Here is a 23954-nt window from a genome sequence, read left to right as displayed (position 1 = left end):
CATTGCTTTGCAAGAGAGAGACCCCATGAGCAAACTAACTGACAATCTTGACGCCAATTTCCAGCTGTTCATCGAAGAAGTCCGCGAGTCGGGTCAGGTGTGGGGTCTGCGCTACGGTGAAGACTGGGTGGTGTGCCGCTCCGCCGAGTTCGAAGATGCGGACGTGATGCCGCTCTGGTCCGCCGAAGGGGATGCCCGCCTGCACTGCGTGGACGAGTGGGCGGATTACGAGCCGGAAGTGATCGAGCTCGAAGAGTTCCTGGACATCTGGATCAACGATCTGGACGAGGACGACGTGCTGGTCGGCCCGAACTGGAACGCCGATCTGGAAGGCCAGGAGCTCGAGCCCATCGAGCTGGCCAAGGCGCTGGTGGAACTGGACGCCTGAGTCTGCCGTCCTGCCGGATTGTGATGAACCGGCCCCCTTCGGGGGGCCGGTTTTTTATGGCCGCCATGGGCCATGAAAAGGCGATTTGCCTTTGCACCCGTCCCGGGGATGGGTCATCATCAACCCTTTGCCGATCGGGAGGTGCCATGTTTGTCTTTGACGTGACCACGAAGGCGGGGGCGCAGGGGAGGATCCAGGTGCAGGCGCTGGACTGGAGCCAGAGCGGCCCGGTGAGCTTTCAGTGTGACAGCGACGAGCTGGCCCTGGTGCTGCTGAGCGGGTGCCGCTGCGATGCCGTGGGGTACTTCAATCTACTGGGGGGCTGCAAGCCGCTCTACGTGGAGCAGTGGCTCACCTATTTGCAGGAGCGTGGCCAGCTGGAGAAGGTCACGGCCCGCCAGGAGAGCCCGTCCCAACCCGATTACCTGACCCGGGCCGGGCTGGCGGACGACGAGCTCAATGCCCTGCTCGGCCAGATCTACAAGGTGGCCGGGTTCAACCGCCTGCAGATCAACCGCTACCTCAAGCATCGCCACAACCCGACCATGCTGGCGACCCGTTACGATCAGAAGGAGCTGGAGCGCTATCGCCAGCTCAACGACATCATTCTGACCCTGTTGAAGCTGAAACCGTCTCCGTGAAGATCCCCATCTGACCGATCTCCGGTCCCAGCTCCTGGGGCCGGGCGATGAGGTAGCCCTGCAAGCCGTCCACATACATGCTCTGCAGCATCTGCTTCTGGCCTATCTGTTCCACCCCTTCCGCGATCACCAGGCAGCCCATGCGATGGGAGACGTCGACGATCATCCGCACGAACTGCTGGTTGGTGAGATCCTGCTCCAGCTCGGTGATGAGACCGGGGTCCAGCTTGATGTAGTCGGGTTTGAGCTCGCGAAACAGGCTGAAGGAGCCGATCCCCTTGCCGAAGTTGCAGATGGCCGAGCGGCTGCCGTGGCGCCTGAGCAGCTCGAACAGCCGCCTGGACCCGGTCAGGTTGCGCTCCAGGTGCTCCTCGTCGAGCTCGAACACCAGGTTGGCCCCGATGTCGGGGTCTTTTTGCAACTGGTGATCCAGCCAGATGAGAAAGGCGCTGTTTTGCAGCAGGGAGCCCGGCAGATTGAGACCCCACCGGCTGTTGCGGCCTCCGAAGGCGCGGTATTGGCGGATGACGTGGCGGATCACCATCTGGGCCAGGCGCAGTACCATGTCCAGCCGCTGCGCCATGGCGAGCAGGGTATCGCTTGGCAGCACGGTGCCGTCGCTGCTGCTGAAACGGGGATAGATCTCGTGGTAGGCGAGCATGCCGCGATGCAGGGGCTGGATGGGCTGGCAGGTGAAGCTGATGCTCTCCTGCTCCAGCAGATCGGTCAGCACCTGGGTCCAGTGACGCTGACCCTGCACCTCGACCACCTCGTCGTTCTGCTGGATGGCCCAGCCATTGACCACCTCTGTCTGGGCACGGGCCAGCGCGAGATCCGCCCGGGCCAGAATGGCCTCTATCTTCTGCTCGCTGCTCAGGCGGGTCATGCCCGAGTAGGCGGCGCTCTCGAGCTCGTGATCGTGCTGATAGCGATCGAAGGCGAGCTTCAGATCCCGTCCCAGCAGATGGGGCGGGATCTGGGCCAGGGGAGGCAGCAGGACGGCAAAATCGGCCCCCGAGATGCGATAGACCCGGTGGCCCGGGAAGCGGCTGACGGTGTGGCTGATGAGGGCGGCGATGTCCCGGATGTAGGCATCCCCGGACTGGAAGCCGCGCTGGGCGTTGAGGGTCCCGAGCTCGGTGGCGCGGATGAGCACCAGGATGGCGGTCTGGGTGTTTTCCTGTTGCAGCAGCTCGGTCAGATCGCGCCGGAAGGCGTGGCGGTTGCCAAGCCCCGTCATCTCGTCCCGGGTCGCCTGATTGTGCAATTCGGTGATCTGGCGGTGGGCATCGATCTCGGCCTCATTGAAGGATGCAAGGAGCTGGCGCAGAGCCGTTTGTGCCTGTACGCTGTCGAGCATGGCGGGATCCCGCTGCTGCAGCGCCAGCAGCCAGCGTTGCTCCTGCCTCGCCTTTTCCCCACGGCGCACGCTGTGGGTGAGAAAGAGCTGCAGGGCGAATCCCGTCAGGGTGGTCATCAGGACCAGCAGCAGGGTGAGCGGTGAGGCGGGGGGGGCGAGCAGCACTCCCTGCAACAGCAGCATGGGAATGCAGACCAGTGCGCTGACCAGCAGCAGGTTTCCCTCATGTTTATTCAACATCGTTTCATCCTTGATGATGTTCATGATGTAGAAATTCTAACCAAGTCGCTGGCGCAAAACATGAGTACTCACGCAACTCCACGATAAAGCGCCGGCGGAATGCAACTAAATGTGAGTGAAAACACTTTCATGGTCTGTAAAAAAAGCGAAGATGGGTTGAAAACAGCCCCAACAGAGCAGAGGTAGATATGTTGCTAGAACCCGTAGACACCGCCAAAGCACGGCAACTATTGAATCAGAGTATGGCCTTGGTGCTCGCAGGGGGACGGGGCAGCCGCCTGAAGCAGTTGACCGATAACCGCGCCAAGCCCGCCGTCCACTTTGGCGGCAAATTCCGTATCATCGACTTCGTGCTCTCCAACTGCATCAACTCCGGCATCCGCCGGGTGGGTGTGGTGACCCAGTACAAGTCCCACAGCCTGTTGCGTCACCTGCAATCGGGCTGGTCTTTCCTGCGCTACCAGATGAACGAGTTCATCGACCTGCTGCCCGCCCAGCAGCGGGTGGACGAGGTGCACTGGTATCGCGGCACCGCAGACGCCATCTACCAGAACGTCGACATCATCCGTGACTACGGTCCCAAGTACATCGTGGTGCTGGCAGGGGATCACATCTACAAGATGGACTACGCCGCCATGCTGCTGGATCACGTGCGCCTCGGTGCCAAGGTGACGGTGGCCTGTATCGAGGTACCACGCTGCGAGGCATCGGCTTTCGGCGTCATGGACATCGACGAGCAACGCAAGATCCGCGCCTTCGTGGAGAAACCGGCCAATCCGCCTGCCATGCCGGGCTGCGAGGATCGCTCGCTGGCCTCCATGGGCATCTACATCTTCGAGGCGGAGTACCTCTACCAGTTGCTGGAAGAGGACATCCACAACCAGGAGTCCAAGCACGACTTCGGCATGGACGTGATCCCGCGCATCGTGGGGGAGGGCAAGGCCTTTGCCCACCCGTTCAACATGTCCTGTGTCGGGGCCAAGGAGGGGCAAAAACCCTACTGGCGCGACGTGGGGACCCTGGATTCGTTCTGGGAGGCGAACATGGACCTTGCCTCCGTGGTGCCCGAGCTCGACATCTATGACGAGAACTGGCCCATCTGGACCAGCCAGAACATGTCGCCCCCGGCCAAGTTCGTGCAGGACAGAAACGGCCAGCACGGCATGACCATCAACTCCATGTTCGCGGGGGGCTCCATCGTGAGCGGCTCCTTCGTGCTCAACTCGGTGCTGTTCACCAACGTGCGGGTGCACTCCTTCTGTACCCTGGATCAGGCGGTGATCTTCCCCGGGGTCGAGATCGGGGCTGGTTGCCGCTTGCGCCGGGTGGTGGTGGACAAGGGATGCAAGCTGCCAGACGGCCTGGTGGTGGGGGAGAACGCGGACGAGGATGCACGCCGCTTCTACCGCTCCGAGCAGGGCATCGTGCTGGTGACCAAGCCGATGCTGGCCAAGCTCGGCTAACTTCGTCGACACAGACAAAAAAAGGGAGCCCTGGGCTCCCTTTCTATTGGTGGTCGATTTATTTCTCGCTGACCAGGGCCTTGCCGGCCATCACCATGGCGGTGCCATGCTTGCCACCGGCGGCGGTCACTTGCGGGACGCCATCTTCGTCGGTGTCGCTGCTGGCCCCCTCGATGACGTTCTCGCCGGAGTCGCCGATCCACTCGGCCATCTGCATGCCGCCGTTGACGGTGCCGCGGAACCAGCTCACGTAGCGCTGGGTCAGCTGGGCCAGCTCCAGCTCGGGTGCCTTCTCGGCCCCTTCGTTGCGCAGGTTCAGCATGGCAGAGCGCAGGGCGCCGGAGATGGCGGCCTGGGTCCAGGGGGTGTATTCACCCTGCTTGCCGGCGAGCCAGGTACCGGCCTTGGCATTGAAGTAGGCCTTGTCGGCGGCGATGAAGAGCTCGCGCGCCGCGGTGCGGTACTTGGCATCCGAGGTGGCCAGGAAGGCGGCGGTCAGGCCGCGGATGGCGGCGAACTGCGCGTCGATGGACTGACCGGCGTCAAGCTTGCCGCCCAGTGTCAGACCGTCATGGACCAGGCCGTTCTTGCCCTTGAGGTTGGCGAGGATGAAATCGGCCTGCTTGCGGACCAGTGCGATCGCCTGCTCACCCTGTGGGGTCTTGAGGTTCAGCTCGCCATTGTCACCGGCGGCGTAACCCACAGGCAGCGCATCCTGGGCGCGCTGGAAGATCTGCAGGGCGACCAGGGCGTAGGCGGCGTCGAAGGTGGTGACGTGCCCGGCCTGTTTGCCAGCTTGCCAGCTGTCGACCAGGGTGCCGGCCTTGGGCTCGAAGTGCAGGGCCAGCAGGTTCTTGAAGGTGAGGTTGGAGAGGTTCAGGGCCAGGGAGAAGGCATCGCTGCCCGCCACCGCCTTGCCCAGATCGTTGGTCTGGTTGGCAGCCGGAGCGGCGGCGAACGGGGCACCGTCAAACACGGCGTGGAAGGCCGGGTTCTGATTGGTGTTGGCCGTGCGCTGATCGCTGAAGGCGTAGAACTCGGAGAGGGGCCACAGCAGCATCCAGGCGTCGCGCAACTGGGCGGAGCCGTCCACGACCTCCAGCTTGCCGATGGCACCGGCGTCGTTCTTGCTGGTCTCGGTCACTTTCACCTGATGAGGGAAGTAGACAACCCCCTTGGCCGGATCGTACTGCGGGGTGATTTTGGCGCCCAGGGTCTTGCCGTCAAAGCCGAGCTGACCTTGCAGGATGGCGAGCTTGTCGATGGACTGCTCGGTCAGCATCATGCCGTTGAAGCCGTCGGCGGCAGAAACCCCCAGCTTGTGCTTGCCGTCCTGATCCATGGTGGCGGACGCGGCTTCCACCTCTTCATCGGTCTCGGCCACGTGCATGCCCCCGAGGAAGTCCTGGGACCACATCACTTCCTTGAGCAAGATGCCGCCCACGGCGGCCGGGACCAGCAGGTTGTCACTGCCGCTCCAGCGCAGGGTGGCGTAGTCGCGGAAGTAGGCGGGGACCTGGGTCTTGACGCTCTTCTCGTTGCCCTTGGCGGTCTTGATGGTGATCTGGTCACCGTTGACCGGGGTGGCGTTCACGGCCTGGGCGAACTCCGGGTTGGCGGAGGCGTAGGGCAGGGAGAGGGGATACATGCCCTGGGGAATTTCATCGGCGGGGAAGCCGACGGCCTCGGCCATGGCCAGTACCCGTTTGCCCAGGTCGGCCAGGGTGCCGCCACGGGCCTGGTTTTGCGGCCCGTTGACCAGATGGGGGCCCATGCCGGACTGGTAGTTGAGGGCGTACATTGCCTCTTCGGAGTATTCATAGGATTCGATGCCGGCGGCGAAGTCGAACGGGGTCGGCTCGTCGGCGCGGTTGGCGTCCAGCACATCCAGATCCAGACCGATGGCCTCGGCCAGCGGCTCGCCGGAGAGCTCGAATTCGGTGTAGGCCAGCATGTTGGCGGCGGTGTTGAACGTCTTGTCCTCCACCTTGACGGCAGCCTGTGCGGCGCTGCTGAGGAGTGCGCAGGCGATCGCCTGCACCAGTACGGTTTTTCTCATGTCCTTCTCACCATATTGTTGATTTTATTATGACGCTTCTCATGAATCTAAATGAGAATGGTGTGCATTATGGGGCAAAGGGCGGGGCTTGAGAAGAAAAAAACCGCGCCCCGGTGGGGTGAAGAGGAGGGGCGCGGCGGCAGGTGTCACATCAGTTTGAAGGGGATGACCAGTCGGCCCGGCTCCACCTTGAGGGCTTCGACCTTCTCCTTGATCCGCGCCTCGTTCTGGCGGCTGCCATCGAGCCGGTAGACGGGGGTCTGTGAGAGGAACAGAGAGAGGGACTGGTTGAAGGTGGGCAAGAGCGGGGAGAGGGCGGTGCCCACGTCCGCCGGCTCGGTCTTGACGGAGAGCAGCTCGAGATCGCGCAGATAGATGGCGCCCTGTTCGGCCACATAGTCCGGGCGTGCCCGCAGGGAGAGGCGGATCTTCATCTGCTGGCTGCCAAGGGGGCTTGCCACCTGCAGCTCGCCGGCGGCATCCAGCTCGACCTTGTCGGCCTGGCTGCGGCCGATGCGGCTTTGCATGTCATCGAGTCGGATCTTGCTCGACATGATGCCGGGGATCCCCAGCTGTTTCTCGAAGGCGACTCGCTCCTTGAGGTACTGGTTGATCTCCCCTTCGCTGACGCTGTACTGGGTCAGCGAGCAGGCCGCCAGCAGCAGGGCGAAGGGAAGCAGAAGCAGGTGTTTCAACATGGGAGGGTTCCATTTTCGGGGCTGTCACAAGAGGTGGCGCCATCTTAGAGGCAAAGCGGGTTGGCCGCCAGTGGGGCCTCTATGACCGGTTTCTGTCGCATCCCCCATATGGGGATGGCAATCCGTTTTCATTCGAGTAGCTGTTTCCCTTCACGGCCAGCAGGCCCGTCCTGGCGTCATCCCCGACATACCCACAGACAAGCTCCTGTTTTAACGATGCAAAATCCCATTGACCCCGCGATTTCAAAGCGAGTATTTTACCGCCGCACAAAGTCAAACTGATAATCATTATCATTTTGAATCTTCTTTGAGGGTATGACGTGAAGACTCGAGTAATGGACAATGGCGCACCTGCCGAGGCGAAGATGTCGCCTGATTTCTTGTTTACCTCGTGTCAGGGCACGATCAGTGCCACTGACCTGGGGCAACCCATCACCACCCCCGCCTGCGAGTGGCCCCTGCTGGCACAGCAGATAACCCTGGCCCTCGATGCCGCCAGGGCTGCCGGCCAGAGCAACCCCCTGCTCATCGGTGCTTTTGCGTTTGATCCGGCAGAGGCTTCCTGCCTCTATGTGCCCGGCCGCTATAAGCGGGGCGATCGCCCTGTCCCGGCAGCACAGGTGCCGGCAACAGCGGCGATGGCAGAGCAGGCCCCCGAGGCCAACCGGGTCATCTCGGTGCAGAGCACCCCGCCGGCAAGCGAATTTCAGGCCTCGGTCAGTGCGGCGCTGGATGCGTTTGCACAAGGTCGGCTCGCCAAGGTGGTGTTGTCGCGCAAACTCACCCTTACCCTGCACCAGCCTGCCGATCCTAAGCAGGTGATGGCCCGTTTGATGGCCCAGAATCCCCACGCCTTCCACTTCTCCCTGCCGCTCGGCCAGGACCGCCGCCTGCTGGGCGCCAGTCCGGAGCTGCTGCTGCGGGTCAGCGGGGGAGAGGTGTTCACCCATCCGTTGGCGGGCTCCGCCAGACGGGCGAGCGAACCGGCGCAAGACGAGATGGTGGCCCGGGATCTGCTGGCTTCTCGCAAGGATCAGCATGAACACCGCCTCGTGATCGACGAGATCCGCCGGGTGTTGACCCCCCACTGCCGCGAGCTGGCGATACCGTCCAGCCCCTCGCTGATGAGTACGGATACCCTCTGGCATCTGGGCACCCCCATCGCCGGGCGGCTCAATGGCGGCGAGGCATCGGTACTGTCACTTGCCTGCCAGCTGCATCCCACCCCGGCCCTGTGCGGCTATCCCACTGATCTGGCCCGCCAGTTCATCCGCGAGCAGGAGCCCTTCCGGCGCGCCCTGTTCAGCGGCATCGTCGGCTGGTGCGACAGCCAGGGCAACGGCGAGTGGGCCGTAGTGATCCGCTGCGGGGTGCTCGATGGCCATCAGGTCGAGCTGTTTGCCGGCGCCGGTATCGTCGCGGGCTCGGATCCCGCCATGGAGTGGGCCGAGACCGGCACCAAGCTTGGCACCATGCTCAAGGCACTGGGCCTGAGTCCGGAGGTGGCGCAATGAGCCAACTCAACCGCTTCCTGCCCTATACCCGCTGGCCCGAAGAGCTGGCCCAGCAGTACCGCGCCAAGGGTTACTGGCGCGGCGAGCCGCTGACCGCCATGCTGGCGCGTCAGTGCGAGCTGGCCCCCGACGCCGAGGCCATTCTCTGCGGCGAGCGCCGCGTCAGCTATCGTGAGCTGGACGCCGCCTCGAGCCGGCTGGCCGCGAATCTGGCCCGCCACGGCCTGGGGGTGGGGGACACCGCGCTGGTGCAGCTCCCCAACGTGGCCGAGTTCTATCTGGTGTTCTTCGCCCTGCTCAAGGCCGGTATTGCGCCGGTCAACGCGCTCTTTAGCCACAACCGGCTGGAACTCCTCTCTTATGCCGAGCAGATCACACCGCGCCTCTTTATCGGCTCGCTGGCTCATCCGCTGTTTGCGAGCAAGGGTCGCGAGAGCGAGCTGCTGACAACCATCAGCGCCGAGCTGGTGCTGCTGGATGGCGATGGGGGGGAGCTGGGGCTGACTCACTGGTTGACGAAGGGGGATGAGAGTGAGCCAGTGAAATATGGCCCGACCCCGGCGGACGAGGTGGCCTTCTTCCAGCTCTCCGGCGGCAGTACCGGCACTCCCAAGCTCATCCCGCGCACCCATGACGACTATTACTACAGCGTGCGCCGCAGCAATGAGATTTGTGGCCTCGGCTCCCATACCCGTTATCTGTGCGCCCTGCCGGCGCCCCACAACTTTCCCTTGAGCTCCCCTGGCGCCCTGGGGGTGTTCGAGGCGGGTGGCGCCGTGGTGCTCGCCCCCGACCCCAGCCCCATCAGCTGTTTCCCGCTGATCGCCCGCCACCGGGTCAACCTCACCTCGCTGGTGCCGCCGGCGGTCTCCCTCTGGCTGCAGGCCGCGGAAGCGGACCCCACCGCGCGCACCCAACTCGAGAGCCTCGACTTGCTGCAAGTGGGCGGCGCCAAGCTGGGGGAGGCGGTGGCCAGCAAGATTGGGCCGCTGCTCGGCTGCCGGCTGCAGCAGGTGTTCGGCATGGCGGAAGGGCTGGTCAACTACACCCGGCTCTCTGATCCCGACGAGAAGGTCATTCACACCCAGGGCCGCCCCATGAGCCCGGACGACGAGGTGCGCATCCTCGATGAGGCGGGCAATCCGGTTGCCCCCGGCGAGCCTGGCGCCCTGCACACCCGCGGCCCCTATACCTTCCGCGGCTACTACCAGAGCCCGGCCCACAACGCCCGGGTGTTCAATGCCGAGGGCTTCTACTGCTCCGGCGATCTGGTGGTACAGGATGCCGATGGCTACCTCACCGTGGTGGGGCGGCAGAAGGATCAGATCAACCGGGGCGGCGAGAAGATCGCGGCGGAAGAGGTGGAAAACCAGCTGCTGCACCACCCTGCCATCACCCATGCGGCCCTGGTCTCCATGCCTGACAGCGCCATGGGGGAGAAGAGCTGCGCCTTCATTGTCAGCACGGATCCCGCCTTGAAGCCGCTGGCCTTGCGCAAGTTTCTGCGCGAGCGCGGAGTGGCGGATTTCAAGCTGCCCGACCGCTTCGAAACCCTGGACGCCCTGCCCATGACGGCGGTGGGCAAGATTGACAAGCAGGGGCTGCGGGCACGCATTGCGCACGCCATCGCCGCCAACCAGCCTCTACAGCATAAAAACTAGTAAGGAATCATGACGTTATGGCTATCCCAACTCTGAACAATTACGCCATGCCCAGCCAGTGGAAGGCCAACAAGGTCAACTGGTCTCTGGATCCCAAACGTGCCGCCCTGCTGATCCACGATATGCAGGAGTACTTCACCGCCTTCTATGGCGAAAACAGCCCGCTGATCGCGGCGCTCACCGAGCGCCTGGCCGCCGTGCGCAAGCAGTGCAAGGCCCTCGGCATCCCGGTCTTCTACACCGCCCAGCCCAAGGATCAATCCCCTGAGGATCGCGCCCTGCTCAACGACATGTGGGGCCCGGGGCTCAACAAACGGCCCGAGCAGCAGCAGGTGGTGGCAGCCCTGCGCCCGGAGCGGGACGACACCGTGCTGGTCAAGTGGCGCTACAGCGCCTTCCAGCGCTCCGAGCTCGAGCAGATGCTCAAAGCGCTGGGGCGGGATCAGCTGATCATCGGCGGCATCTACGGCCATATCGGTTGCATGATGACCGCCTGCGACGCCTTCATGCGCGACATCCAGCCCTTCTTCCTGGCGGACGGGGTGGCGGACTTCTCCCTGGCCGACCACCAGATGGCGCTCGACTACGTGGCGACCCGCTGCGGCAAGGTGATCCGCTGCGAGGAGGTGCTGGCCCTTGCGCCGGTTGCCGCTTCTGCCGTCCAGAGCAATCCGTTGCTGACGTATGAGGGGCTCAAGGCGCGGCTGCTGAGTCATATCGACGAGGACGAAGATGAGTTTGACCCCGATGAGAACCTCATCGACTACGGTCTGGATTCGGTGCGGATCATGGCCCTGCTCACCGAGTGGCGCGCCGCCGGGGTCGAGCTCGGCTTCGTGGATCTCGCCAAGTTGCCGACCCTCAACGGCTGGTGGCGCCTGATCGAGGCCAGGCTGGCAGCCCAGGCGCTGGAGGTGACCCCATGAACCGCTTCCCCTTGACCATACCTCAGCAGGGGCTCTGGTCCGGACATCTGCTGAACGACGACAAGGCGATGTTCAACACCGCCGAGTGCATCGCCTTCGACGGCAAGGTCGAGGCGGCCGTGCTGGCCGCGGCCCTTGCCAAGGCGGTAGGGGAGTGCGAGGTGCTCAAGGGCCACTTCGAAGACGATAAGGAGGCGGTCTGCTTCGTCTCGCATGAGCTGCCCCTGGCCTATGAAGAAATCTCCCTCGAGCACGATGACGAGACGCTGGCCCGCGCCTGGGCCTGGGCCGATCTGCGCCGCCCGTTCGAGCTGACCCAAGAGGCACCCTGCCGTTTCGCCCTGCTGCGCGGCCCCGGCCGCGATTATCTCTACAGCTGCGTGCACCACATCGCCCTCGACGGCTTTGGCACCACCTTGCTGTTCCAGCGCATCGCCGAACTGTATGCAGAGGGGCTGGCCGGTGAGATGAACTCCCCATCCCCCTTCGGCTCGTTGGCTGAAGTGCTGGCAGAAGAGGCGAGCCGCGAGCAGAGCGGCAAGAACGACGCCGCCCGCGCCTTCTGGCAGGAGCAGCTGCAAGGCTGGCCCGAGGTGAAGTCCTTTGGCGAGACCCGCGCACCCATCGCGGCCGAATTTATCCGCGAGAGCCGCCCACTGCCGGCGGCGCTCTGGCAATCCCTGACCGGCTTTGCCGACGAGCACAAACTGGGCTGGCCCGATCTGCTGCTGGCCGGTATCTCTGCCCAGCTGTCGCTGTCGAGCGGCCAGGATAAGACCCTGCTCGGCCTGATGATGATGAACCGCATCGGCTCGGCGTCGCTGACCGTGCCCTGCATGCAGATGAACATCACCCCCCTTGCTCTGGAACTCGAAGAGGGGTTGAGTCTGGCGGGGGCCGCCGGCGCCGTGGCCAAGGCCAAGCGCGGGGTGCGCAAACACCAGCACTACCGCTACGAGCTGTTGCGCCGCGACCTTGGCCTGGTGGGGGGCGACAAACGCCTGTTCGGCCCGCTGGTCAACATCATGCCCTTCGATCACGCTCGCCGCTTCGGGCCGCTATCTGCCCATATTCTCAACATCAGCGCCGGCCCGGTGGAGGATCTCACCATCGAAGTGCAGGTCGGCGTCGATGGCCAGCCCAGACTGGATCTGGACGCCAACCCCGGCTGCTACCAGCAGGGAGAGCTGGCGGTCATCGCCGATACCCTGTTTGCCCTGCTGGGCCGCTGGCTGGCCGAGCCTGCTCAGACCCTGGGAACGCTCAAGGCCGACTGGCTGGCCGAGCAGCGAGCCAGGGCCCTGATCGCCGGCCCCTCCCATGAAGTGATCAAGGCACGGCCTGTGCTGGAGGCGATCTGCCACTTCGCCGCCCAGACACCGGACAAGATTGCCTTGATTCAGAGCACGGCGCAGGGAGAGGCCCGCTTCAGCTACGAGGCGCTGCTGGCCAGATCCGAACAGATGGCGGCTGCCCTGCAGGCCGCAGGCGTCGCCCCCGGCGACAAGGTGGGGGTCATGCTGGCCCGCACCCCCCAGGCCATCTTCGCCCAGCTGGCTGTGCTGCTGGCGGGCGCCGTCTATGTGCCGCTCGATCCCGAGCAGCCGCTGGAGCGCCAGGGCCATATCCTGCGACTGGGGGAGGTCAAGACCCTGATCACCCAGGCCGAGTACCGCCACAAGCTGGCCAGCCTGTTTGAGGGGCGCACCCTGCTGGCGGGGGATCTGGTGAGCGATGATCGGCTCAACCAGCCGACAGCCGGCCGCGCCGTCGCCTACCTGATGTTCACCTCGGGCTCGACCGGCCTGCCCAAGGGGGTGGCGGTGAGCCACGGCGCGCTGGATCACTTCGCCGCCGCCGCCCGCTGCCGTTATCACCTGAATGAAGAGGCGCGGATGTTGCAATTCGCCCCCTTCAACTTCGACGCCAGCATCGAGGAGGTGTTCGCCACCCTGAGCGCCGGCGCCACCCTGGTACTGCGCACCGACGCCCTGCTCGAATCCATGCCCGCCTTTGCGGCCGGGGTGGAGCAGATGGGGATCACCCACCTCGACCTGCCCACCGCGTTCTGGAACGAGTGGGTGGTGGCATTGACGGCGGGTCAGGCCCACATTCCTGCCGGGCTTACCACCGTCATCATCGGCGGCGAGGCGGTCTACCCCGAGCAGCTGGCCCAGTGGCAGCGCCAGGGTCGCTCCGATGTGCGCCTGTTCAACACCTACGGTCCCACCGAAACGACCGTGGTGGTGACCACTCAGGAGCTGCAACAGGAAGACCCGAGCCAGGCCCAGTTGCCCATCGGTCTGCCGCTGCCCGGCATGCAGGCGCTCATTCTGGGGGCGGGGGAGCAACCCGCCGAGGAAGGCGAGCTGGTACTGCTCGGCCCGCAGCTGGCCAACGGCTATGTGGGGGGCGTACAAGGCAGCTTCAATACCTTGCGGGTTGGCGCGGAGCTGATGCCCGTCTATCGCACCGGCGATCGGGTGCGCCTGGTGTCCGGCCGGCTGGTCTACCTCGGCCGGCGCGACAACGAATTCAAGATAAGCGGCTATCGCATCCAGCCCGGCGAAGTGGAGGCCCAGTTGCTGGCCCTGCCCGGGGTGGACGAGGCGTGCGTGCAGGGGGTGAGCATCGGCAGCGTGCGCCGACTGGTGGCCTTCGTGGCGGGGTCGGAGCGCGACAGCCGGGTCATCAAGGCGCAGCTGGCCAGGGTGCTGCCTGCCGCCATGATCCCCACCGACTATCGCCACTATGACCAGCTGCCCCGCACCGGCTCCAACAAGCTGGATCGCAAGACCCTGCTGGCCGCCTACCAGGCGGGCGGCGAAGCCCTGACCCTGGGCAGCGAGACCGAGAACCGGGTCGGCGCCATCTGGCAACAGATCCTGGGGCTCGCCACCATGGCGCCTGCCGACAACTTCTTCGAACTGGGGGGCCAGTCCCTGCAGACCATCCAGATCGTCAACCGGCTCGGCGCCGAGTTCGGGGTGCAGGTCAAGGTCTCCGACGTGTTCGATCACCCGCGCCTCGATGATTTCTGCCGTTTCCTTGACGGCCTGCTTTCCGAGGACGAAGAGAGCGTGGAGATGGTGTGGTGATGGATAAGGAGCAACAAGCAATGGCCTTTGATTTCACTGGCAAGCGGGTCTGGGTGACCGGGGCCGGGCGCGGCATCGGCCGCAAGGTGGCGACGCAGTTCGTGGCGGCCGGAGCAATCGTGGTGGGGCTGGATCTGGCGTTTCCCGAAGCCGACTACCCCTATGCCACCCGGCTGCTCGATATCGGCGATTCGAAGGCGGTCAACGCCTGCTGCGCAGCGCTGCTGGCGGACGGCGGGCTCGATGTGCTGGTGAACGGGGCCGGGGTCTTGCGCCTCGGCTCCACCGAGACTCTGAGCGATGACGACTGGCACGACTGCATGACGGTCAACGCCAGCGGCGTCTTCTATCTGCTGCGGGCCCTGGTGCCCCACTTCAAGGAGCAGCGGCGCGGCGCCATCGTCACCATCGGTTCCAACGCCGCCCATGTGCCGCGCATGCAGATGGCGGCCTACTGCGCCTCCAAGGCGGCGGTCACCAGCCTGACCCAGACGGTGGGGCTGGAGCTGGCCCCCTTCGGCGTGCGCGCCAACCTGGTGTCGCCGGGCTCGACGGATACCCCCATGCTGCGCGGCATGCTGCCAAGCGAGGAGGCCATGGCCCGCACCATTGCCGGGTTGCCGGAGCAGTTCAAGCTCGGTATCCCCCTGCGCAAGGTCGCCACCCCGGCGGAGATCGCCCATACCGTCCTCTTCCTGGCCTCGGATCTGGCCAGCCACATCACGCTGCAGGATCTGGTCGTCGACGGCGGCGCCACCCTGAGTGCCTGAGGCTTGAGAAACAGATGAACAATATGATTTTGCTGTTGAAACAGCTGGAACGGCAGGGAGTGAAGCTGGCGCTGAACGACAAGGGCCAGCTTATCTCCCAGTCGAGCAAGGAGGCGGTGACGCCGGCCATCGGTGCCACCATCAAGGCCCACAAGGATGAGCTGGTGCGCTGCCTGGCGGCCCGTGCCGCCTTCGAAGAACCTATCGCCGCCGAGGGCGCCCGGCAGGGGCCGCTCTCCTCGTCCCAGAGCGGGCTCTGGTTTATCGAGCAGTACGAGGAGGCCTCCCACCTCTACAACATGCCGGTCTATTTTCGCGTCAAGGGAGAGCTGGACACGGTGGCACTGGAGTTTGCCTTCGACCACCTGTTTGCCCGCCACCCCAGCATGCGTACCCGCTTCATCAAGGACGAGGCGGGCAGGGGGGCCCAGGAGATCCTGCCCCACACGCCCTTCAAGCTGCAGATAGAGGACGTGAGCACAGAGCCCGCTGCCGAGCGCGAAGCCTATGTGGCCAGGCGGGTACGCGAGGAGATCGGGCGCCCCTTCTCCCTGACCCAGGGGGAGCTCAGCCGGGTGCATCTTATTCGGCTGGGCAGCCGCGAGCACGTGCTGCTAATCACTCAGCACCACATCATCTCCGACGGCTGGTCGGTCAAGAACATGTTCGCGGATCTCAAGCGCGCCTTTCTTGCCCATCAGAACCGCGAGCCTCTGCAGGTGAGCGAGCTGCCGCTCACCTACATCGACTATGCCCGCTGGTTCAACTCGGACCGCTTTCTCGATTATCACGCCGAGTTCAAGCCGTTCTGGGTCGATCGGCTCGGTGGCAGCCCCGAGGTGCACGGTCTGCCGCTCGACAAGCCGCGCCCGGCCCATCAGGACAGCGGCGGCGAGCTGGTCTTCTCCACCATCGAGAGCGACCTGTGGGAGAGCTTCAAGCGCCTCTGTCAGCGCCACAGCACCTCCAACTTCATCGGTCTGCACGCCCTGTTTGCCCTGCTGATGGTGCGCCAGAGCGGCGAGAAGGAGGTGGTGATCGGCACCCCGCTCGCCTATCGCGAGCGCCACGAGATCGAGTCGCTGGTGGGCTTTTTCGTCAATACCCTGGTGCTGCGCACTCAACTTAGCGGCAAGCCCAGCTTTGTCGACTATCTACAGCAGTGCCGGGAGGAGGATCTGGCGGCCTTCGATCACCAGCTCTACCGTTTCGAGGCGCTGGCCGAGGCCATCGGCGCCGATCGCACTACTGCCATCAACCCCATCTTCCAGATCATGCTGGTCTATCAGGCCAAGGTGGACTTCAACGATCTCATCCCCGGCTGCCAGCTGGTGGAGGAGACCTCGCCGGTGCTGCCGGCCAAGACCGACATCTCGGTCAAGGTGACCGAGCTGATGGATTCGGTCAGAGTGGACTGGCTGTTTGCCACCGCCCTGTTCGAGCGAGAGACCATCCAGGCTTATGCCGATCGCCTGCTGCACCTGATGCGCGCCGTGGTGGCGGCCCCCGAGACCGACATCTGGCAGTTGCCGCTGGAGGAGGGCACCGACCAGGCCGCGCTGGCCGCCGAGCTTGCAGACCTGCCGCCGGATTACCCGAGCCGCGACACCCTGCTCTGTCATATCGAGCGGCGCGCTATTCAGTTGCCGGACGCGTTGGCGGTCAGCGACGGCGCGCAATCGTTGACCTATGGCGAGCTGGAGATGCGTGCCAACCGGCTGGCCCACTGGCTGCAATCCTGCGGCGTCACCCCGGGCGCCGCCATCGGCATCCAGGCCAGACGGGATGTCGCCTTCGTCATCGCCCTGCTCGCCTGCTGGAAGGCGGGGGCGGCCTATGTACCGCTGGATCCTGCCTATCCCGCCGAGCGGCTGGCCCATATCCTCACCGACGCTGACATCAGCCTGGTGCTGGGTGGCGTGCCGGACCCGCGGCTTGGCGAGGCGCTGGCGGGCACGACTGCCGAGTATCACGATCTGCACCAGCTTGCGTTGGACAAGATGCCAACCAGCACGCCCGCACTGCCTCGGGACGCCGCCATGCTGGCCCAGATCATCTACACCTCCGGCAGCACCGGCCTGCCGAAGGGGGTCATGGTGGAGCAGGGCAGCCTGGTCAACCTGATGGCGGATCACGGCGAGCGCATCGCCCTTGGGAAGGGTGGGGCCATGTTCAACTGCATGTCCCTCTCGTTTGATGCTGGCAACATGACCACCCTGCTGCCGCTCTACTGCGGCGCGGCCCTGCACTTTGGCGAGCCGGGCGAGGGGGTGATCGGTGCCGCGATCGCTCGGGGCGTCAGCCATATGATTTTGCCGACCGCCCTGCTCGCGAATCTGCCGCCACCGACGGATCTCGGTTCCCTCAAGGCCATCGGCTTTGGTGGCGAGGCGTGCCCGAGCAGCCTGGTGGAGCGTTGGGGGGAGCGGGTGGCGCTGTTCAACATGTACGGCCCGACCGAGTGCACCGTCACCGCGCTCTGCGCGCGGCTCACCCCGGGGGCGCCCATCACAATCGGTCGACCCGTCAACCACCTGAAGGCGCTGATCCTGGACGAGGCGGGCAACCTCTGCCCGGTGGGGGTGCCCGGTGAGCTCTGCTTGGCGGGGATGGGGCTGGCCCGCGGCTACCTCAATCTGCCAGAGCGCACCCAGGAGGCCTTTATCGAGCTGGCGCTGGCGGAACGTACCCATCGCCTCTATCGCACCGGCGATCGGGCCCTGCTGCGCCGCGATGGCAACATCCAGTATCTGGGCCGGATAGACGAGCAGATCAAGCTGCGCGGCTATCGCATCGAGCCGGGTGAGATAGAGACCCGGCTTGCCGAATTGTGTCCGACGATGCGTCAGATCAAGGTGGTGGTGCAGGAGGGGCGCCTGCTCGCTTACGCCTGTTTGCAGGCCGGGGCAAGGGAGCCCGACGGCGATGCCCTGCTGCAGCGGGCCGGCGAGTGCCTGCCCGAATACATGGTGCCGGCGCGCCTGTGCTGGCTGCCCGAGATGCCACTCACCCCCAACGGCAAGCTGGACTTGCGCCGACTGCCCGCCATCGTCTGGCAGCAGAGCAAGGGCGAGCCACAAAACGAACTGGAGCAGACCGTGCTCGCCATCTGGCAAGGGGTGCTCAAGCAGCCCCTCGGGGTGGAGGATGACTTCTTCCGGTTGGGCGGTGACTCCATCCTCAGCATCCAGCTCACCACCCGGTTGCGGGATGCGGGGCTGCACTGCAGCGTGAAAGACGTGTTCGAAGCCAAGACGGTGCGCCGCCTCTGTCGCCAGCTCGGCCAGCAGCAGGCGATCAGCCACAGGAGCGAGCAGGGCAGCCTGACCGGCGAGTTCCCGCTCCACCCCATTCAGCACTGGTTCTTCGAGCAGGGCTTTGCCAAGCCCGGTCACTGGAACCAGGGGGTGATCCTGCGCCTGCCGGCCGGGGTGGACGATGAGGACCTGCGCGGCTGGCTGTATGCCCTGTGCCAGCACCACGATGCCCTGCGCCTGGCGGTGACCCCGACCGGTCAGCGCTACCTGGCCGAACTGCCATTGCCGCCGCTGCCGACCCTGGATGCCGCCAATCTAGACGAGGCCGAACTGCAGGCCCGCCTGACCGAGCTGCAGGAAGAGCTCGACCCTGCCAGCGGCCACACCCTGGCCTGGGCCCGTCTGCGCAATCTCGTCCTTGATGGGGATCGCGAGAGCGAGACGGTGGAGGGGCTCTTCCTCGCCTTCCACCACCTGGTCATCGATGCCGTCTCCTGGCGCATCCTGGCCGAAGATCTGGCACGGGTGAGCAGGGGCGAGCCGCTGCCCGCCAAGGGCAGCAGCTATCGCCAGTGGGGTGAGGGGCTGGCGGCCTACGCCAAACGGGAAGAGGATCAGCTTGGCTTCTGGCTGGCTCAGGGGGAGGGCTGCGAGTCAGGCTTGCTCTCGGCGCAACGTGCCGCCGATGGCCGTGCCACCGCCAGCCTGCTGCAACTGAGTCAGGAGACCACGGCTCGGCTCATCGACGCCGCCAACCAGGCCTACTTTACCCGGGTGCCCGACCTGCTGCTGGCGGCCCTGACCCGTACCCTGAGCGAGCTGGGTTACGGCAATCGTCACTGCGTGATGCTGGAAGGACACGGCCGCGAGGCCATCGATGCTGAACTGGACGTGAGCCGTACTCTGGGCTGGTTCACCAGCATCTACCCGCTGGCGCTGGCGGATGCCAAGGAGTGGGATGCGCTGGTGTGCGCCACCAAGGAACAGCTGCGCGCCGTGCCGGACAAGGGGGTGGGCTTCAACGCCCTGCGACTGCACCACCCCCGTGGTTGGGCACTGCCCGAAGCCCTGATCGTCTTCAACTACCTGGGGGTCAGCCATCAGGGCGAGGCCGCTCAGCCCTGGCAGCCCCTGCCGCTGGCGCCGGGGGCACCTACGTCCCCTGACAACCTGCCGCGGGAACTGGTCAGTCTGCATGGGGGCGTGTTTGATGGCCGCCTCACCCTGCGCCAGGTGGGCGCCCTCAACCAGCAAGGGAGCGACGCTCTGATGGCGCGGCTGGCGGACAACCTGACGGCGCTGGTGGAGCACTGCTGCAACCTGAAGGCGCCGCGCCATACCCCGAGCGACTTCCCGGGGCTTGACCTCTCGCAAGCTGGGCTCGATCGGGTGCTGGCCGGGCGCGAGGTGGAGACCCTGCTGCCCATGACCTCGCTTCAGCAGAGCATGTTCCATCACAGGGCGCTGCTGCCCCGGGATCACGCCTATCACCTGCAGACCGAGATGGACTATCACCAGCCGCTGGACGTGGCGGTCTACCGTCAGGCCTGGCAGGGGCAGATTGCCCGCTGGCCGGCCCTTCGCAGCGAACTGGTACTGGCGGACGGGGTGGCGCTGCAGCGCATTCTCAAGCACGCCGAGTTGCCATTCCACTATGAGGACTTGTCCGAGGTGGGAAATGCAGAGACACGGGTCCAGGCATACCGCGAGCAGGATCTGGCCCGCCCGATCCCGCTGGAGCAGGCCCCCCTGCTGCGCCTTGCCTGTTTCAAATTGGCCCCCGATCACCACAAGGTGATCTTCAGCGCCCATCACGGCGTGCTGGATGGCTGGAGCGGTCCCGTGTTGCTGGGCTCCCTGCATCGCGGCTATCAGGCGCTGATGAACGGCCTGCTGCCACAAGCCGAGCCGGATACCGCCTGGCTCGAATTTGGCGGCCATATCGCCAGCCAAGCCCGCAGCGCCGAGGCTTACTGGCAGGGGCGTGGCGAGCTGCTAACAAAGCCTAACGATCTCGCCTGCCTGTTCGGGGTGACGCTGGACGCTGGCTCAAGCGGGCGCCATACCCAGCAGCGACCGGCGGTGTGCGCTAGGGTGTTGCCGGCCGAGGTGGCGACCCTGCTCGCCCATCGTGCCCGCGACCTTGGCGTGACCGCGGGCCTGTTGGCCCAATATGCCTGGCACCGTCTGCTGGCACGCCGCTCTGGCGATGCCGTCACTCTGGTGGGCAACGTGACCCCGGGCCGGGATTACCCCATCGAGGGGATCACCGCGAGCGTCGGGCTCTATATCAACAGCCTGCCGTTGGCCCTGGCGTGGCGCACCGAGCTGACCCTGGCCGAGCATATCGCCCGGTTGCAGGCCGATCTGATGGCACTCAACGAGCACGGCACCCAGTCGCTGGCGGCACTGACCAAAGGCCGGGCGCGTCTGTTTCAGAGTCTGTTCGTGTTCGAGAACTACCCCATACCGGCGGCCCCTGTCGCCCCCGAACCTCACCAGCTGGTGCCACGCTTTGGCACCGTGGTGGAGAAGGTGGAGCTGCCGCTCTCCTTGGTGGTCAGCAGCCGGGGTGAGACGCTCCAGCTGCGCCTCGAGTTCGATGGCGAGCAGATCCCCGAGGCACGGGCAGAGGCGGTGCTGGCTGACTGGCTGGTCGAGCTCGGCTGGCTGGCGCAGGCGGATCTGAGCCAACCGGCCAGTGTGGTGGCGACGGCACTGCCCCCGGTGATGCCGCAGGTGGTCGCCACCAGGACGGAGCCCGGTCTGGCTCAGCCGCCGGCCGAGGCCCGCGTGCTGGTGGCTCTGTGGGAGCGCCAGTGTGGCGTGCCCGGCATCTGGCAGCAGACCTTGTGTGAACTCGGGGTGGATTCGGTGCAGCAGCTCGCCCTGCTGGCGGCCCTCAACGAGGCGTTTGGCCAGGAGCGGGCGCCGCTCAGCCTGCAGACCCTCAAGGCCCATCCATCCCCCAGCCGGCTCTATCGGCACTGGCTGGTGCGCCAAACGGAGGCCGCACTATGACGGTGACCATCAAGCATAAGGCTCAACTCGTGCAAACCCGGCCCGCCCCCCGTGAGGGGGCGGCCAACCTGGGTGCGCGGCTGGCCGCCTGTCTGGCCGCCAGTCCGCTGGCCCCCGCCATCCGTATGGGCGGGGAGGGCATCAGTGAGGGCGGATCAGATGAGCAGTGGCTCAGCTACGGCGCGCTCAATGTCAGGGTCGGCGAGATTGCCGCCCGATTGCAGGGGCTGGCGGTGGGGGAGCGGGTCGGCCTCTATCTCTCCCGCAGCCCCGATCTGGTGGCCAGCCTGCTGGCCTGCCTGCGGCTCGGTCTCACCTTCGTGCCCCTTGAGCCGGACTTTCCGGTGGAGCGGCTGCAGGGGATCGCACGCCAGGCGCGCCTGTCGGCGGTGATCTGCGACGGCGACAGGCCGGCTCCCGCCTTCGGCTGTCCGCTGCGTACCCTCGATGGCCCGGCAGCGGCAGGGCCCGTCTCCTGGCCCCAGGTGGATGACGCCCTGGCTGCCTACATGATGTTTACCTCGGGTTCCACCGGCGAGCCCAAGGGGGTGGTCATCAGCCGGCGGGCCCTGCTCTGCTTCCTCGACGGGATCCGCGAGCGGCTCGGGCTTTCACCTGGCTGCCACTGGCTCTTCATCACCACCCCGGCCTTCGACATCTCGCTGCTGGAGATGCTGGGGCCGCTCTGGGGCGGTGGCCGGCTGACGGTGGCCGGCGGTGAGCACAACAAGGATCCCCTGGGGATGCTGGCCCTGCTCGAGGCCGACCCCTCCATCAACTGGCTGCAGGCCACCCCGGCCTGCTGGCGCATGCTGCTCAAGGCGGGCTGGCAGGGGCGCAATACCCTCACCGCCCTGTGCGGTGGCGAGGCGCTGGACTCAGGGTTGGCCGAGCAGCTCTGTGCCCGCACCCGGCGGCTGTGGAACTGCTACGGGCCGACCGAGGCCACCGTCTGGTCGCTGGTGAGCGAGGTGCGCTGGCCGCCGGTTGGCGGGCAGATCACCATCAGCCACAGCCTGCCCGGCTATCGTCACTGGGTGCTGGACGAGGCGGGGCAGCCGGTGGCAGAGGGGGAGTGCGGCGAGCTCTGCATCGAGAGCCCGGCCCTGTGCGAGGGGTACTGGCGCAAGCCTGCCTTGACCAGCGCGGCCTTCCTGCGCCTTGCCACCCACCGCCTCTATCGCACCGGCGATCGGGTGCGCCTCCTTGGGGCGGACCGCTTCCTCTATCTGGGACGGCGCGACGATCAGGTCAAGCTGCGGGGCTTTCGCATCGAGCTCGGGGAGGTGGAGGCGGGGCTGCGCCGCCAGGCCGGGGTGCAGGAGGCGGCGGTGCGTCTGGTGGGTGAGGGGGACGATGCCATGCTGGTGGGCTACGTGGAGGCGAAAAGCGGGGTGACTCTCAATCGCCTCGCCCTGCGCAAGGGGCTGCAGGCGACGCTGCCGCACTACATGGTGCCGGCGCGGCTCATCCTGCTGGATGCCCTGCCCAAGACCGGCAGCGGCAAGCTCGACAGAAAGGCGCTGCCATTACCGGGGTGACAAAGGGCTTGCAGGCTCGATGCCTCAATAACAGGGTGCTGGCACGGATCCTCTTGCTGGATGCCCTGCCCAAGACCGGCAGTGGCAAGCTCGACAGAAAGGCGTTGCCTTTGCATGAGTAAGCTGTCTTGCCGGATGGTAAGAGCGATGGATAAAAAGAAGCCCGCATCATGCGGGCTTCTTGTTGGCTGTAAACCGAGGGGGCTTAGTGAGCGATGGGGGCGGCATCCGGTTTGGTGAGCAGGCGCTCGACGTCGTCGATCACCTTGAGGGCCGCCTGGGGGCCGCCGGTGGAGGTCCAGAGAGACCCGTCCACGGCGCCGAAGCGCTTGCCCTTGATGGCGCCGAGCTGCTGGAAGGCCGGGGTCTGCTCGGCCTGCTTCATGGCATCCACCGCATCCCCGCTGGTGCTGAGGGTGCCGATCACCAGCCAGTCACCGTCCAGCAGGTTGAGGGATTCGAGGCTCAGGGCCGGGGAGTGGGGGCTCTTGTCGCCAATCTGGTGGGACGGTCGGGTGAGCCCCATCTCGGTGACCACGCTGCTGGCAAAGGTGCCGCCGTGCATGTAGCTCGGCCCCTTGGGGTTCCAGCGCACTATGCTCATCTGCTCCCCCTGATGCTTGGCGAGCTTGCTGCGGGCCTCTGCCAGGCGGGCCTCATACCGGGTGAGGAACGCCTTGGCCTCGGCCCCCCGGTTCATCGCGTCGGCGCTGCGACCGAACACGGTTTTCCAGGGCTCGCCCCAGTTGCCGGTGACGACGGTAGGGGCGATCTCCTTGAGCAGGGCCAGGAGCTCGGGCTTGGTCTGGCCGGTGAGGATGAGGTCCGGCTCCAGATCGATGAGGGTCTCCAGATTGGGGTTGTCCAGATCCCCGACCACGGCGATCTCCTTGCCCGCCTTGTCCAGCAGATAGCGGGGCAGGGTGGACTGGCCGCGTCCATTGACGGTGCCTACCGGCTGCACCCCCAGAGTCAGGGCGCTGTCGAGATCGAGTTCGCTCAACACGACGACCCGCCGGGGCGCATCGGGGACGCTCTGGGACTGGCCGTTGGCATCGATGACCTGGCGGCTGCCCGCCTGGGCCTGGAAGCCCGTCAGGCTGGCCAGCATGAGCAAGGTGGCCAGCGGGGAGAAGATCTTCATGGTGACATCCTTATGGGTGAAATCGGTGGGCCGGAGTCTGTGAAAAGTGCCTGAGAGCCGCCCGGCCAGCCCCGAATGGGCGGGGACATGCTACCACAAAGCAAGTGAGAAGCGTTGTCATTTGTATTTGTGGCATTACCTCGGCTTGCTTTGGTACCATCGCAGGCCCCTGT

The 23954-nt window shown here is 65.5% G+C and carries 14 protein-coding genes; 10 read left to right on the top strand and 4 right to left on the bottom strand.

The annotated features are described in order from the left end of the window. Positions 1-25 precede the first annotated feature (25 nt). The gene (locus J9893_RS12670) at positions 26-388 is read left to right on the top strand and encodes a DUF2750 domain-containing protein (RefSeq protein ID WP_010674427.1); all 363 of its coding nucleotides are present in this window, start codon (positions 26-28) and stop codon (positions 386-388) included. Between the two features lie 146 nt (positions 389-534). Then, positions 535-1029, top strand: coding sequence for a hypothetical protein (locus J9893_RS12665; RefSeq protein WP_010674428.1), 495 nt, complete (start codon positions 535-537; stop codon positions 1027-1029). On the opposite strand, the gene J9893_RS12660 is transcribed toward J9893_RS12665, so the two are convergent. Continuing rightward, positions 992-2629 (bottom strand): GGDEF domain-containing protein, encoded by a 1638-nt coding sequence (locus J9893_RS12660; RefSeq protein WP_041212924.1) that lies wholly within the window; start codon positions 2627-2629, stop codon positions 992-994. The two genes, J9893_RS12665 and J9893_RS12660, sit on opposite strands and share 38 nt — an antisense overlap. Positions 2630-2817: 188 nt before the next feature. Between J9893_RS12660 and glgC the strand changes: the two genes are divergently transcribed. After that, positions 2818-4092 carry a glucose-1-phosphate adenylyltransferase gene (glgC, locus tag J9893_RS12655; RefSeq protein WP_039038908.1) on the top strand — a complete coding sequence of 425 codons (1275 nt, stop codon included), beginning with the start codon at positions 2818-2820 and terminating at the stop codon, positions 4090-4092. Between the two features lie 58 nt (positions 4093-4150). On the opposite strand, the gene J9893_RS12650 is transcribed toward glgC, so the two are convergent. After that, positions 4151-6151, bottom strand: a complete 2001-nt coding sequence (locus J9893_RS12650; protein WP_041212925.1) for a hypothetical protein — start codon at positions 6149-6151, stop codon at positions 4151-4153. Positions 6152-6297: 146 nt separating this feature from the next. After that, a complete protein-coding gene (locus J9893_RS12645) occupies positions 6298-6849 on the bottom strand; it encodes a lipoprotein (RefSeq protein ID WP_039038906.1) in 552 nt (183 codons plus the stop codon). A gap of 320 nt (positions 6850-7169) precedes the next feature. Between J9893_RS12645 and J9893_RS12640 the strand changes: the two genes are divergently transcribed. Genes J9893_RS12640 through amoH form a run of 7 tightly spaced genes read left to right on the top strand, consistent with a single transcriptional unit; the run spans position 7170 to position 22637 of the window. Beyond that, positions 7170-8363 (top strand): isochorismate synthase, encoded by a 1194-nt coding sequence (locus J9893_RS12640; protein WP_041212926.1) that lies wholly within the window; start codon positions 7170-7172, stop codon positions 8361-8363. Then, positions 8360-10024, top strand: a complete 1665-nt coding sequence (gene amoE / locus J9893_RS12635; RefSeq protein ID WP_041212927.1) for an amonabactin biosynthesis (2,3-dihydroxybenzoyl)adenylate synthase AmoE — start codon at positions 8360-8362, stop codon at positions 10022-10024. Before J9893_RS12640 ends, amoE begins: the two co-directional genes overlap by 4 nt. Positions 10025-10041: 17 nt before the next feature. Continuing rightward, the gene (gene amoB, locus J9893_RS12630) at positions 10042-10950 is read left to right on the top strand and encodes an amonabactin biosynthesis bifunctional protein AmoB (protein WP_041212928.1); all 909 of its coding nucleotides are present in this window, start codon (positions 10042-10044) and stop codon (positions 10948-10950) included. Then, a complete protein-coding gene (gene amoF, locus J9893_RS12625; protein WP_143237423.1) occupies positions 10947-14048 on the top strand; it encodes an amonabactin biosynthesis non-ribosomal peptide synthetase AmoF in 3102 nt (1033 codons plus the stop codon). Before amoB ends, amoF begins: the two co-directional genes overlap by 4 nt. Before the next feature lie 20 nt (positions 14049-14068). Next, entirely contained in the window at positions 14069-14818 is a 750-nt protein-coding gene (amoA, locus tag J9893_RS12620) for an amonabactin biosynthesis protein AmoA (protein WP_041212930.1), read from the top strand. A 14-nt stretch (positions 14819-14832) separates the two neighbouring features. Beyond that, positions 14833-21096 (top strand): non-ribosomal peptide synthetase, encoded by a 6264-nt coding sequence (locus J9893_RS12615; RefSeq protein WP_210600558.1) that lies wholly within the window; start codon positions 14833-14835, stop codon positions 21094-21096. Beyond that, positions 21093-22637: an amonabactin biosynthesis glycine adenylation protein AmoH gene (gene amoH, locus J9893_RS12610; protein ID WP_010674439.1), complete on the top strand. Its 1545-nt coding sequence runs from the start codon at positions 21093-21095 to the stop codon at positions 22635-22637. Before J9893_RS12615 ends, amoH begins: the two co-directional genes overlap by 4 nt. Before the next feature lie 205 nt (positions 22638-22842). Here amoH and J9893_RS12605 read toward each other — a convergent pair whose 3' ends face one another. Next, entirely contained in the window at positions 22843-23781 is a 939-nt protein-coding gene (locus J9893_RS12605) for an iron-siderophore ABC transporter substrate-binding protein (protein WP_010674440.1), read from the bottom strand. Positions 23782-23954: the final 173 nt, after the last annotated feature.

This window comes from Aeromonas sp. MaB10011B (genome assembly GCF_017939325.1).
Taxonomy (GTDB): Bacteria; Pseudomonadota; Gammaproteobacteria; order Enterobacterales; family Aeromonadaceae; genus Aeromonas; species Aeromonas caviae.
This window is presented reverse-complemented; position numbering and strand designations above follow the sequence as displayed.